Below are 13,202 nucleotides of genomic sequence, written 5' to 3'. Positions count from 1 at the left end.
TGGAGTGTGGTCAATGCAGATGAAGCCCTATTGGCTCGATACCGCGATCCCGTTTGCCGCAGGGCAGGCGGGGGAGCCGCAAGGGCGCTTCGACGTTGCCGTCGTCGGCGCGGGCTTTACCGGCCTTTCGGCCGCGCTGGCGCTGGCCAGGAAGGGCGCCAGCGTCGTGGTGCTGGAGGCCGGAGGCGTGGCCAGCGCGGCTTCGGGGCGCAACGGGGGCATGTGCAACAACGGCTTTGCGCAGGACTATGCCAGCCTGTCCGCCGCGCTCGGGACGGACCGCGCCAACCGGCTCTACCGCGCCTTCGATGCCGGGGTGGACATGGTCGAGGCGATCATCGAGGCGGAAGGCATTGCCTGCCATTTCAAGCGCGTGGGCAAGCTCAAACTGGCGGCCAAGCCGCACCACTACGACAAGATCGCCCGCGCGCAGGAACTGCTCGCGCGTGAAGTCGATCCCGATACTTGCATGGTCGCGCCGTCGGACATGCACGCCGAGATCGGCTCGGACCGCTATTTCGGGGGCATGCTGTTCAAGAAGAGCGCGGCGCTGCACATGGGCCTGTTTGGCCAGGGGCTTGCCGAAGCGGCCGTGCGCCATGGCGCGAGGATTTACGAAAACAACCCGATGATCGCGATGGCGCAGCTTGAAGGCGGGCGCGGCCATCGGCTCACGACCCCGCACGGCAGCGTGGAGGCGCAGCAGGTGCTGCTGGCGACAGGGACCTCGCGGATCGGTCCGCTGGGCTGGTTCCGGCGGCGTATCGTGCCGGTCGGGGCCTACCTCATCGCGACCGAGCCTTTGCCCGTCGAACTGCTCGATCGCCTCACGCCGAACCGGCGCAACACCACCGATACGCGCAATTTCGTGAACTATTTCCGCACATCGCCCGACAACCGCCTGTTGTTCGGGGGGCGGGCGCGCTTCTCCAGCCGGTCCGATCCGGCGTCGGACGCGAAGAGCGGGGCGGTGTTGCGCGCGGCGATGGGCAAGGTCTTCCCGGAGCTTGCCGGGGTGCGGATCGATTATTGCTGGGGCGGCATGGTCGACATGACCCGCGACCGCCTGCCCCGCGCGGGCGAGCGCGAGGGCGTGTTCTACGCGATGGGCTACAGCGGCCATGGCACCCACATGGCGACCTACATGGGCGCGATCATGGCCGAGGTGCTCGATGGTCGGGCCGATCTCAATCCCTGGGCCGATTTCGATTGGCCCGCGATCCCCGGCTATTTCGGGACGCCGTGGTTCCTGCCGTTCGTCGGCGCTTACTACCGTTATCAGGATCTCGTGAAATGAGCATTCAAGTGGCCGAATTGCCCGCGGGGCTGCGCGATGCGGCCTATATCGACGGCGCCTGGCAGGCGGCGAGCGGCCAGGAGAGCTTGCCCGTGGTGAACCCGGCGACGGGACGCGCCTTTGCCCAGGTCACGGCCGGGGTGGCTGCGGATCTTGACCGGGCGGTCGCCGCCGCGCGCGCGGCCTTTCCGGCCTTTGCCGCTTCCAGCGTGGAAAGCCGGCTGGCGCTGCTCGAGCGGATCCACGCGCTGATCCTCGAACGCGCCGAACCGCTGGCCCGCACGCTGTCACAGGAAATGGGCGCGGCGATCAGCCACGCGCGCGCGGCGCACGTCCCGTTTGCCGCCGCCCACGTGCAGACCGCGATTGACGTGCTGCGCGGCTATCCGTTCCTCACCCTGCAGGGGACGAGCGCGATCGTGCGCGAGCCGATCGGGGTGTGCGGGCTGATCACGCCGTGGAACTGGCCGCTCTACCAGATCACCGCCAAGGTCGCTCCGGCGCTGGCCGCGGGCTGCACCGTGGTGCTCAAGCCGAGCGAACTTTCGCCGCTGAGCGCGCTCCTGTTCGCCCAGATCGTGGCGGATGCGGGCGCTCCGGCCGGGGTCTTCAACCTCGTCAACGGCACCGGGGCCGAGATCGGTGCGGCCATGGCGGCACATCCCGACATCGACATGATCTCGATCACCGGTTCGAACCGCGCCGGGGTGCTGGTGGCGCAGGCCGCCGCGCCCAGCGTGAAGCGCGTGACGCAGGAACTGGGCGGCAAGTCGCCCAACCTCATGCTGCCCGATACCGATTTCGAAACGGCGGTTCCGCTGGGCGTGATGTCCGCGTTTCGCAATGTCGGCCAGTCGTGCAGCGCGCCGACCCGCATGATCGTGCCGCGCGGCGAACTGGCGCGGGTGGAAGCGATCGTGCGGGCAACGGTCGAGGCGATTGTGATCGGCGATCCCGCCCGCGAGGAGACCGTGCTTGGTCCGATCGCCAACGCCGCCCAGTTCGCGCGGGTCGAGGCGATGATCGCCGGTGGTATGGCGGAAGGCGCGCGGCTGGTCTGCGGCGGTCCGGGCCGCCCTGCGGGGCTGGCCGAGGAGCTGGCGCAGGGCTTCTTCGTGCGCCCCACGGTGTTCAGCGATGTCGATAGCGCGATGCGCATCGCGCAGGAGGAAATCTTCGGCCCGGTCCTGTGCATCCTGGCGTACGACGATCTCGACGAGGCGGTGGCGATTGCCAACGATACCCGCTTTGGCCTTGGCGGCCATGTGCAGGGCACCGACCTGGCGCAGGCCCGCGCGATCGCGCTGCGCATCCGCACCGGGCAGGTCCACATCAACCACCCGGCCTGGGATGCGAGCGCGCCCTTCGGTGGCTATCGCCAATCGGGCAACGGGCGCGAATACGGCGTCTTCGGCTTCGAGGAATATCTGGAAACCAAGGCGATCCTGGGTTTCGCCTGACCGCTTACGACGAACAGAGAAGGTCAAACGATCATGCCTGCGCCCCTGCGCTTCATCGAATCCTCGCCGCAACTGCCCCATGACGCCGATGCCGTGGTCATCGGAGCGGGCATCGCGGGCAGCTTTGCGGCTTACTATCTTGCCAGGCGGGGCCTGCGTGTCGCGCTGGTCGAAAAGGGCGTGGTGGGCGGCGAACAGTCGAGCCGCAACTGGGGCTGGTGCCGCCAGCAGAACCGCGATGCGCGCGAATTGCCGATTTCGACCAAGAGCCTCGACCTGTGGGAGAGCTTCGCGGCCGAGACGGGCGAAGATACCGGCTTTCGGCGCTGCGGGCTGTTCTACGCCAGCAACAGCGAGGAGGAGCTGGAAACCTGGACCCGCTGGGGCCAGTTCGCCAGGACCGTGGGTGTCGAGACCTATATGCTGAACGGCGAGGAAGCGGCCCGGCGCGGCCACTTCACCGGACAGACGTGGAAGGGGGGCGTGTGGTCGCCGACCGATGGCATTGCCAACCCCGGACTGGCCGCCCCGGCTGCGGCCAAGGCGCTGATGGCGCTGGGCGGAACGCTCCACCAGGGATGCGCGGCGCGCGGACTGGAGACGAGCGGGGGCGCGGTGAGCGGCGTCGTGACCGAAAAGGGCACGATCCGCACGCCGATCGCGATCATGGCCGGAGGCGCCTGGGCCTCCTCGTTCTGCCATCAGTACGGGGTGCGTTTCCCCCAGGCGGCGGTGCGTCAGTCGATCGTGGCGGTGGCGACCGGCGCGCTCGACATTCCCGACGCTTTCTACAGCAAGTCGGTCTCGATCACGCGGCGCGGCGAGGGGTGCCACACGCTCGCCGTCAGCGGACGGGCGCGGGTCGATGTGACCCCGCAGTTCTTCCGTTTCTCGCGCGAGTTCCTGCCCATGTTCGCGCGGCGCTGGCGCAATCTGTCGCCCGGCGGCCTGGAGGGGCTGATGTCGGGTCACGAGAGCTGCACGCGCTGGTCGCTCGACCGGCCAACGCCGATGGAGGCGATGCGCATTCTCGATCCCAAAGTCGATCAGGGCGTGGTCAGGCTGGCGCGCAAGAAGGCCAGCGCGCTGATCCCGGCGCTGGGCGATGTGCCGACGGTGGGGTCCTGGGCGGGCTATGTCGACAGCACGCCCGATGGCGTGCCGGTCATCGGTGACGTGCCGCAGGTTCCCGGGCTGATCCTCGCTGCGGGCTTTAGCGGACATGGCTTCGGCATCGGGCCGGGGTCGGGGCATCTGATCGCCGACATCGCCAGCGGGGCCGAGCCGATCGTCGATCCGCGGCCCTATCACCTCTCGCGCTTTGCCAGGGGGGCCGCGATCGAGGTCGCCGAATTCTAGAGCGGTTTTCGATCAGATTGCATCAGCTCTACCGCTCTAGACTTTTGTTTTGACGCATTTTCTGAACCGCCAGGTGAATCCACCTGACTGGAAAATGCTCTAGAGCGGTTTTCGATCAGATTGCATCAGCTCTACCGCTCTAGACTTTTGTTTTGACGCATTTTCTGAACCGCCAGGTGAATCCACCTGACTGGAAAATGCTCTAGAGCGGTTTTCGATCAGATTGCATCAGCTCTACCGCTCTAGACTTTTGTTTTGACGCATTTTCTGAACCGCCAGGTGAATCCACCTGACTGGAAAATGCTCTAGAGCGGTTTTCGATCAGATTGCATCAGCTCTACCGCTCTAGACTTTTGTTTTGACGCATTTTCTGAACCGCCAGGTGAATCCACCTGACTGGAAAATGCTCTAGAGCGGTTTTCGATCAGATTGCATCAGCTCTACCGCTCTAGACTTTTGTTTTGACGCATTTTCTGAACCGCCAGGTGAATCCACCTGACTGGAAAATGCTCTAGAGCGGTTTTCGATCAGATTGCATCAGCTCTACCGCTCTAGACTTTTGTTTTGACGCATTTTCTGAACCGCCAGGTGAATCCACCTGACTGGAAAATGCTCTAGAGCGGTTTTCGATCAGATTGCATCAGCTCTACCGCTCTAGACTTTTGTTTTGACGCATTTTCTGAACCGCCAGGTGAATCCACCTGACTGGAAAATGCTCTAAAGGTCCCTCGCAGGGGAAACCGGGAAGGGCGATGCGCCGGGCAGGCCGCCCGGCGCATCGCCCTTTTTTACGGGTTCCGCGCCTGGAACGCCGCGATGAGATGGCGGGCGGTGTAGAGATCCTGCAACGCGATACCCGAACTGTCGAAGACGGTGATCTGGCTCTCGCTGGTACGCGCGGGCGCCTTGCCCGTGAGCACCGCGCCCAGCGCGGTCAATCGGCCGGGATCGCCGCCAAAATGCTGGAATTCGCCGATGACGCGCGCCTGTTCGGGCAGGTCGCAATAGAGCGAGGCCGTCTCGAACAGGGCGCTCGGCAGTTCCTGCTTGCCCGCCGCATCGGAGCCCATGCCCGCGACATGGGTACCCGGCCGGACCCATTCGGCGTCGAACAGCGGCGCGCGCGCGGGGGTGGCGGTGACGATGATGTCCGCCCGTTGGCAGGCCTCCTGCGCCGCGCAGGCGCTGGCGGTGAGGCCAGCATCGCGGAGCTTTGCGATGAAGGCCTGCGCCTTGGCGGGATCGCGCGCCACGACCAGGACCTGCCGGATCGGGCGCACGCGCGAAACCGCGAGACATTCGTAGAACGCCTGGTTTCCGGCTCCGAAGAGGGTCAGGGTGGAGGCATCGGCGCGCGCCAGCCGGTCGGCGGCGACCGCATCGACGGCGGCCGTGCGGTAGGCGTTGACCGTGCCGCTCTCGATCACCCATGCGATCCGGCCTTCGTCCTGGTCGAACAGCAGGGTGATCGAATTGTGCCGTGGCAACCCGCGGGCGGGGTTGCCCGGCCAGAACGAGCCGACCTTGAGCCCGGCGAGATCGGCGCTCGCGCCGGATTTGACGGTGAAGCGGTTGTGCGCCTGCGAGCCGTGCGCGATGACGGCGGGAAAGACCGTCGATGTCTCCTCCACCGCCGCGACCAACGCCTCGCGGGCGGCGGCGTAGGCCAGTTCATGGGTGATGAGGGCAGAGGATTGCTCTTCGGAGATGAATTTCATCGCGATGGTTTTTCCTGTGATGCTTGGGGCTGGGCGCCGTGGCGCACCGGGTGGATCGGGGGCGCGGCTATTCGGCGGGTTCGAACAGGTCCTTGTAGAAGCCGGCGGTGGTCAGGTGGATCGTGACGGGGGTTTCGCCGCCGTTGCGCCAGTACCAGCCGTGCGTGCCGTCGAAGGGCGCGGTGAACGATCCCTTGGCGCCGGTCATCTTCTTCTGTTTCCAGAACGAGGTGAATTCGCCGTCCTTGCCGCCCTTGGGTTCGCCGTGCATGTCCATGCGCACGGGGCCGGTCGAGCTCCATTCGAAGATCAGGTGATCGCCCTTGGCCATGTGGGCCTTGATCTCCACGCCCGAGTGCGCCGGCAGGGTCAGGGTCCGCGCGTCGCGGCGCAGCGCTTCGCGCGCCTCGATCGTCAGCTTGGTCTGCGCGGGCACGGTCAGGGTCATTCCGGCGGGTGCGCTGACTTGGGGACTGTCGCTCTCGTCGTTTTCGCCGGTCTGCGCCATCCGGGTCAGCCCCAGGACCCGGCCGAACCCGGTCGGGTCGATGCCCCATTCGGCGGGCAGGACGAACAGGGCGAGGATCGCACCGGCGGCACCGGCCGCGCCCAGGACGGCCTTGCACAACGAGGCGCTGGAAGCGTTCAGGTGGCCCTCCCGTCGGCCATCGCGCTCGGCGGTTGCAACGGTCATGCGGTCTGCTCCGAGAAGAAGCCGGCGAGCTGGTAGCCGGTGAGGATGAAGCCGGCGCACATCAGCACGGCGTTGGCGACGAGCGCACTGCGCTGGAAGCTGGACGTGCGGCGCCAGGCGGTCATGGCGATGAGGATGAGGGTAAGCGCGATCAGCTGGCCGATTTCCACGCCCAGGTTGAAACTGACGAGGTTGGCGAACAGGCCGTCGCGCGAGGCGATGAGGTCCTGCAGCTTGGTCGCCAGGCCAAAGCCATGGAAAAAGCCGAAGATGAGCACGGCGGCCTTGGTGTTGGGCTGGAAGCCGAGCCACCGGCGCCAGGCACCCAGATTGTCGAGCGCCTTGTAGACGACCGAAAGCCCGATGATCGCGTCGATCACGAAGGGGTTGGCGTGGATGTTGAACAGCACACCGGCGAGCAGGGTGGTGCTGTGGCCGATCGCGAACAGGGTCACGTAGCCCCAGATGTCCTTGATCCGGTACAGGAAGAAGATGACGCCGAACAGGAACAGCAGGTGATCGTAGCCGGTCACCATGTGTTTCGCGCCAAGGTAGATGTAGGGAATGATGTTCAGGCCCGGATTGGCGATGATGAAGGCCTTGTCGCTTTGCGCGACGCCGTGCGCCAGGGCGTCGCCTGCGGCCAGGGTCGATCCGGCGAGCAGCGTCGCCAGCGCGGCGAGCGTTCTGTGGCCGATGGTCTTGGGTGTCATGGCAGCCCCCGTGCAAGGGCGATGCGGGCGCGATGCGGGCCGCCCGGCGGCCCGCATCGCGCGCGGGCATCACTTGATGAGGAAGGTGGTGCCGTAGCGCACGCCGCTGGCCTTATCGACGACCTGCACCGCCACGCTGCTGCCTGCGGCGATCGTCAGGCCCTTCTTGAAGAACTGGTTGCCCTTGCCCGGCGTCAGCGGGACTTCGGACTTCTTGCCGTGGTTGCTGATGTCGAGCTTCGCGCTCATCGAGGAGGCGGCCACCGGCTCGTCTTCGTCGATCAGGTAGAGCGAGGTGCCGCCCGGCTCGCGCACCAGCTCGAACAGCGTCTCGCCGTTCATCTGGACGACGCCGCCGTGCTGCGGCTTGGTCACGCCGTGGGCCTGCACGCTGGCGGGCAGGGCGATGAGCGAGAGGCCGGCAAGGGCAACAGCGGCGGCTAGGGTGTGCTTGGCCATGGATCGTGCTCCGCAGAAGAAGGGGGGAAGGATGGTTCGGGCGGTCATTCCGGCTTGTGGGACAGCGCGAAGGACAGCGTCGCGTTATGCTCGATCTGCTTGTAGAGGCGCGGGTTGTCGGTCGGCCCTTCGTAGACCGCGCGCACCACGTTGAGGCCTTGGTTGCGGACCGGCAGCGTCACGGTGCCATCGGCACCGGTCTGGACCTCGGTGGCATCGGGATCGGTGACGAGGTCGTTGATGACCCTGACGCCCGCCTGCGGATGGCCTTCGAACAGCACCTTGTAGGTCATCGCGGTGCCCAGCGTGGCCGGAATCGGGCCAACGGGCACGATCTGCAGCGTCTGGTCGGGCAGCGCGGGCATCGGCTTGGCGAGTGTGCCCTGGATGGAGACGGCGTACTTCATGTTCTTGGTCGAGACGGTGGCGTCGGGCATTTGCTCGAGCGTCTTCTTCTCGAATTCCCCGTCCCCCACGCGCGACCAGACGCCATAGGGCATGACCGCGGTGGCAACGCTCGCCTGCGCGTCGGTATCCACGACGACCGCCGGGCCGAAGGCGCGCGCCTTGGCGGCGATGGGCTGGTAGTCGGCATCGTAGGCCTTGATGTCCTGCATCATCGGCAGGCGCTTGACGGTCTCGAGATCGTCGGCGCCGATGCCGTAGACGATGACCAGCTGGTAGGCGCGCTGTTCGAACCAGATGCTGTGCGCATCGGCGCTGGCGAGGGGGAGGACGAGGCTGGTGAGGGCCAGCGCGAGGGGGGCAAGCTTGAGGCGCATGGAAGGACTCCGTTGGTCGATCGGGCAAGGGTGTCGCCGGGCGAGCCTAGGCAGGATGCGTAGGATTTTGTTCCGTTGTTTGCGGTTTTGCAGCAGATGCTGCGCTTTAGCCGTGCCCGCAGGTGGTCCGGCGCGCCGTCCAGGCGGTGATCGCGGGCAGCACCAGCAGGGTCAGGATCGTGGAGGTCACCAGCCCGCCGATGACGACGGTGGCCAGCGGCCGCTGGATTTCGGCCCCCGTGCCGGTGGCCAGCGCCATCGGCACGAAGCCGAGCGAGGCGACCAGCGCGGTCATCAGCACCGGGCGCACGCGTTCCATGGCGCCGTTGACCACGGCCAGGGCCGGTGTCGCCCCTTCCTCGCGGTGCCTGCGGATCGCGCTCATCATCACCAGTCCGTTCAGCACCGCAACGCCGGACAGGGCGATGAAGCCGACCGCCGCCGTGATCGAGAAGGGGATACCGCGCAGCAGGAGCGCGAAGACCCCGCCGGCCAGCGCCATTGGCACGGCGGAAAACACGATGGCGGCGGGCAGGAAGCCGCCGAGCGCCATCGTCAGCAGGGCATAGATCGCGACGAAACAGATCGGCACCACGATCAGCAGGCGCAGGCGGGCCGACTGGAGGCTCTCGAAGGTGCCGCCCCAGGCGGTGTACATGCCGGAGGGAAGTTCCATGGTGCCGATCTTCGCCTGGGCGTCCTCGACGAAACCACCCAGATCGCGTCCGCGCACGTTGGCCTGGATCACGACCATGCGCTTACCGTTTTCGCGGCTGATCTGGTTGAGCCCCTGGGTGTAGCGAAAGCGTGCGACCTCGCGCAGCGGGATCGAGCGGGCGACCGGGCCGTCGGGGCTAGGCAGCATGACCGGGATCGCGCCCAGCGTTTCGAGGTCGTCCCGCTTGGTATCGGGCAGCCGCACGACGACGTCGAAGCGCCGGTCTCCTTCGAACAGCAGGCCCGCTTCGCGCCCGCCCAGTGCCGCCGCGACGGTACTGGCGACCTCTTCGACCGCAAGCCCGTAGCGCCCGGCGGCCTGGCGATCGATCTGGACGTCGAAGGTCGGCGCGCCATCGGTCTGTTCGGCGCTGACGTCGGCGGCGCCGGGGATCGTGCGCAGGACCTTGGCGATGCGCCGCGCCTCAGCCGTCATGGCGTCGAGATCATCGCCATAGAGCTTGATCGCGACGTCCGAGCGCACGCCCGCGATCAGTTCGTTGAAGCGCATCTGGATCGGCTGCTGGATTTCGGTGCGATTGCCGATCAGCGGCTTCATCCGCTGCTCGATCCGGCGCAGGATGTCCGCCTTGCTTCTGACCTCGTCGGGCCATTCGCTCTCGGGCTTGGGAATGACGTAAGTGTCCGAGGAATTTGGCGGCATCGGGTCCGTTCCCAGATCGGCGTTGCCGTTCTTGGAGAAGACCAGCGCCACTTCGGGCAGGGTCTTCAAGGCCTTCTCGATCTGCAATTGCATCTGCGTCGACTGGTCGATCGAAGCCGAGGGGATGCGAAAGTTGGTGACGGTGATGTCCTTCTCGTCGAGCTGGGGCATGAACTCCTCGCCGAGGAACCCAAAGCTCAGCACGGCTGCGAAAAACACGCCCGCACCACCCGCGATGAACGGCACGGGCCGGTCCACCGCGCGCTGGAGCACGGGCGCGTACTTCGCCTTGAACCAGCGGATCGGCCTGACTTCGGTCTCGTCGACACGGCCCGTGATGACCATGGCGATCATCGCCGGAACAAAGGTCAGCGAGAGGACGAAGGCCGCGGCCAGCGCCACCATCAGAGTGATCGCCATGGGCGAGAAGGTCTTGCCTTCGACCCCCTGGAAGGTGAGCAGCGGCACGAAGACGAGGAAGATGATGAGCTGGCCATAGACGGTCGGCCGGATCATCTCGCGCGCGGCCAGCGTGGTCTCCTCCACGCGTTCGTTACGGGTGAGCAGACGCCCTTCGTGCTCCTGCCGTCCGGCAAGCCGCCGCAGCGCGTTTTCGACGATGATCACCGCGCCATCGACGATGAGCCCGAAGTCGAGCGCGCCAAGGCTCATCAGGTTGCCCGAGACCTTGAGGGCGTTCATCCCGCTTGCCGTCATCAGCATGGTGATCGGGATGACCGCCGCGGTGATGAGCGCGGCGCGGATATTGCCGAGCATGAGGAACAGCACGGCGATGACCAGCAGCGCGCCTTCGACGAGGTTCTTCTCGACCGTGGCGATGGTGGCGTTGACCAGCTTGGAGCGGTTGTAGACGGCTTGCGCGAACACGTCGGGCGGCAGGGTCTTGTTGATCGCCCCAAGCTTGTCGGCAACGTTCGTGGCGACGATGCGGCTGTTCTCGCCGGTCAGCATCAGGATGGTGGAGATGACCGCCTCGGAGCCCATCAGGCTGCCCGAGCCGGTGCGCACCGCGCCGCCGATCACGACATCGCCGACATCGCGCACGCGCACGGGTATCCCGCCGCGCGTCGCCACCACGGCCTCTTCGATGTCCTCGATCGAATGGAGCCGGGCATCGGCGCGCACGAGGAAGCTTTCGCCCGCGCGGCGCACGTAGTTCGAACCGGCCGAAACGTTGGCCTTCTCCAGCGCGTCGGCCAGTTCGGTGATCGAAAGGCCATATGTGGCGAGCGCCGCGAGATCGGGTTCGATGACGTATTGCTTGACGTAGCCGCCGTTCGAATCGACCCCGGCCACGCCCGGCACGGTGCGCATCTGCGGGCGGATCACCCAGTCCTGCACGGTGCGAAGGTAGGCGGCCTTGGCGAGCGGCGTGGTGAGCCGCTCGCCTTCGGGCGTGCGATAGCTGCCGTCCGACTGCCAGCCCGGCTTGCCGTCGGCGATCGGCGCGCCCTTGCCATCGGGATGGCGGAAGGCGACCGAGTAGAAGACGATTTCGCCAAGCCCGGTGCTGAGCGGGGCGAGGTTGGGCTGGACCCCGGCGGGCAGGCTGTCCCTGGCCTGCGCGATGCGTTCGGTGACCTGCTGGCGTGCGAAGTAGATGTCGGTCGCGTCGGTGAACACGGCCGTGACCTGGCTGAAGCCGTTGCGTGAGAACGAGCGCGTCATCTCGAGGCCGGGTATGCCCGCCAGCGCGGTCTCGACCGGGAAGGTCACCTGCTTTTCGATGTCGACCGGGCCGAGCGAAGGGGCAAAGGTGCTGATCTGCACCTGCCGGTTGGTGACGTCGGGCACGGCGTCGATCGGCAGCCTGGTGATCTGCCAGGCGCCAAAGCCTGCGACGAGCACGGTGAGGAAGGCGACGAGCCATCGCATCTGTACCGCGAAAGAGAGGATACCGGCGATCATTCGGCGCTGTCCTTCTCGATCTCGGCCTTGATGAGAAAGGCGTTGGTGGTCGCGATCGGCGTTCCCGCTGCGAGGCCGCTAGTGATGGACACCAGCCCGCCCGAACGCGCGGCGATCTGCACGTCGCGCGCCTTGAAGCCGGTCTTGGTGCGCACGAAGACCACGGTGCGGTCTCCCAGTGTCTGAACCGCATCCTCAGGAACCATGGCCCCGCTCTTCGCCGCTGCGGTGCTGGCGAAGATGCGCGCCTGGACGAGCTGTCCGGGCGCGAGGCGGCTGCCTGCCCCCTGCGGGTCGATGACGAGGGTGGCGCCGCGCGTGGTGGCGTCGACGACCCCGGTGCTTGAACGCACGCGGCCCTCGATCGTCTCGCCATCGCCGATGGTCAGTTCCACCCGGTCACCGGCGCGCACGCGCGCCGCCTCGCGCGCCGGAAGGCTGGCGGTGATCTGCAGGCGGGCGGGATCGGCCACGCGGAACAGTTCGGTTTCGGGTGCGACGTACTGGCCAAGGCTGGCGGGAGCCGCCGTAATGCGCCCCGCGACCGGGCTGACGATGGCAATTGAACGGCCGTCGTTGGCAAGATTCACGGCTCCGGCGGCGGCACTGGCGCTGCGCGCCTCGGCCTGCGCGACGGCAAGATTGGCCTGCGCGGCTTCGTAGTCGGCGCGCGGTGAGACGCCCTGCGCGAGAAGCGCGCGTTCGCGTTCGGCCTGCTGGTGGGCCAGTGTCACGCGGGCCGAAGCGGCCGAGCGCTCGGCCGCGATCTGCGAGGCGTCGCGGCTTTCGACGAGAGCCAGCGTCTCTCCGGCCCGGACCGGATCGCCGATGCGCTTGAAGATGCGCGAAACCGTGCCCGGCGCGCGGGCGGTCAGCCGCGCTTCGGCGTCGGGCGTGGCTTCGACGGTAGCCGGGGCGGACACGGCGGCGTCGAGCGCGCCAGCGGCAGCCGGAGCGACCGTGATCTGCGAGCGCGCGATGGTCTTGGTGGAGAGAGCCAGGCTGTCGCTGGGGACGGCCTCGGACGCGGCGTCTTCTTCAGGAACGGCGGGGACAGGCTGGGTCAGGCGGGCGGCGGAAAAGCCGATACCGGCGGCGGCGAGGAGACCGGCCGCAACACCGGTGTAGAGGCGGGATCTGTCGTTCATTGGACCGGTTCTCCGGTGATGGTGACGCCCTGGAGGCGGGCGAGACGGGCGCGGGCGTCGAGCCGGGCGGCGGCAGCGTCGAGAACGATCCCGCGCGCGACACCCAGCCCATGGCGGGCGGCCAGCAATTCGATGAGCGGGGCCTTGCCGGCTTCGTAGGCGATGCGGGCAAGGCGATAGGTTTCCTCGGCCGTGGCCATGGTGCGCGCGGCGGCCTGCGCGCGGGCATCGCTCGCGTCGACCAGAGCCAGGGCCGCGCGGG

Annotated in this window: 11 protein-coding genes; 3 read left to right on the top strand and 8 right to left on the bottom strand. The window is 67.0% G+C overall.

Annotated features, from left to right (window positions below):
- The first annotated feature begins 13 nt into the window (after positions 1-13).
- The 3 genes from MTR62_RS09570 to MTR62_RS09560 are packed head-to-tail and all read left to right on the top strand — an operon-like array spanning position 14 to position 4,116.
- Positions 14-1,297 carry an NAD(P)/FAD-dependent oxidoreductase gene (locus tag MTR62_RS09570; RefSeq protein ID WP_244019772.1) on the top strand — a complete coding sequence of 428 codons (1,284 nt, stop codon included), beginning with the start codon at positions 14-16 and terminating at the stop codon, positions 1,295-1,297.
- The gene (locus MTR62_RS09565) at positions 1,294-2,757 is read left to right on the top strand and encodes an aldehyde dehydrogenase family protein (RefSeq protein WP_244019770.1); all 1,464 of its coding nucleotides are present in this window, start codon (positions 1,294-1,296) and stop codon (positions 2,755-2,757) included. The genes MTR62_RS09570 and MTR62_RS09565 overlap by 4 nt, the downstream gene beginning before the upstream one ends.
- A 33-nt stretch (positions 2,758-2,790) precedes the next feature.
- Complete coding sequence (locus MTR62_RS09560) at positions 2,791-4,116, top strand: NAD(P)/FAD-dependent oxidoreductase (RefSeq protein WP_244019768.1); 1,326 nt, start codon at positions 2,791-2,793, stop codon at positions 4,114-4,116.
- 788 nt (positions 4,117-4,904) lie between these two features.
- Here the strand turns inward: MTR62_RS09560 and MTR62_RS09555 are convergent.
- The 8 genes from MTR62_RS09555 to MTR62_RS09520 all read right to left on the bottom strand — a co-directional run.
- Positions 4,905-5,834, bottom strand: a complete 930-nt coding sequence (locus tag MTR62_RS09555) for an ornithine cyclodeaminase family protein (protein WP_244019766.1) — start codon at positions 5,832-5,834, stop codon at positions 4,905-4,907.
- Positions 5,835-5,901: 67 nt separating this feature from the next.
- Positions 5,902-6,528: a hypothetical protein gene (locus MTR62_RS09550; RefSeq protein WP_244019764.1), complete on the bottom strand. Its 627-nt coding sequence runs from the start codon at positions 6,526-6,528 to the stop codon at positions 5,902-5,904.
- Positions 6,525-7,241, bottom strand: coding sequence for a HupE/UreJ family protein (locus MTR62_RS09545; RefSeq protein ID WP_244019762.1), 717 nt, complete (start codon positions 7,239-7,241; stop codon positions 6,525-6,527). The genes MTR62_RS09550 and MTR62_RS09545 overlap by 4 nt, the downstream gene beginning before the upstream one ends.
- Positions 7,242-7,310: 69 nt before the next feature.
- Positions 7,311-7,700: a hypothetical protein gene (locus MTR62_RS09540; protein ID WP_244019760.1), complete on the bottom strand. Its 390-nt coding sequence runs from the start codon at positions 7,698-7,700 to the stop codon at positions 7,311-7,313.
- A 44-nt stretch (positions 7,701-7,744) separates the two neighbouring features.
- Positions 7,745-8,482 (bottom strand): DUF4198 domain-containing protein, encoded by a 738-nt coding sequence (locus tag MTR62_RS09535; protein ID WP_244019758.1) that lies wholly within the window; start codon positions 8,480-8,482, stop codon positions 7,745-7,747.
- A 106-nt stretch (positions 8,483-8,588) separates the two neighbouring features.
- Positions 8,589-11,792 (bottom strand): efflux RND transporter permease subunit, encoded by a 3,204-nt coding sequence (locus tag MTR62_RS09530; RefSeq protein WP_244019756.1) that lies wholly within the window; start codon positions 11,790-11,792, stop codon positions 8,589-8,591.
- Entirely contained in the window at positions 11,789-12,940 is a 1,152-nt protein-coding gene (locus MTR62_RS09525; RefSeq protein ID WP_244019754.1) for an efflux RND transporter periplasmic adaptor subunit, read from the bottom strand. The genes MTR62_RS09530 and MTR62_RS09525 overlap by 4 nt, the downstream gene beginning before the upstream one ends.
- Positions 12,937-13,202, bottom strand: a 266-nt coding sequence (locus MTR62_RS09520) for a TolC family protein (protein ID WP_327194394.1), incomplete at its 5' end; no start/stop codon positions are given. The genes MTR62_RS09520 and MTR62_RS09525, both read right to left, overlap by 4 nt.

Origin of the sequence: Novosphingobium organovorum, assembly GCF_022832435.1 — a bacterium.
Classification (GTDB): Bacteria; Pseudomonadota; Alphaproteobacteria; order Sphingomonadales; family Sphingomonadaceae; genus Novosphingobium; species Novosphingobium organovorum.
Note: the sequence above shows the minus strand (reverse complement) of the source record. Positions and strands in the feature narration are given on the sequence as shown.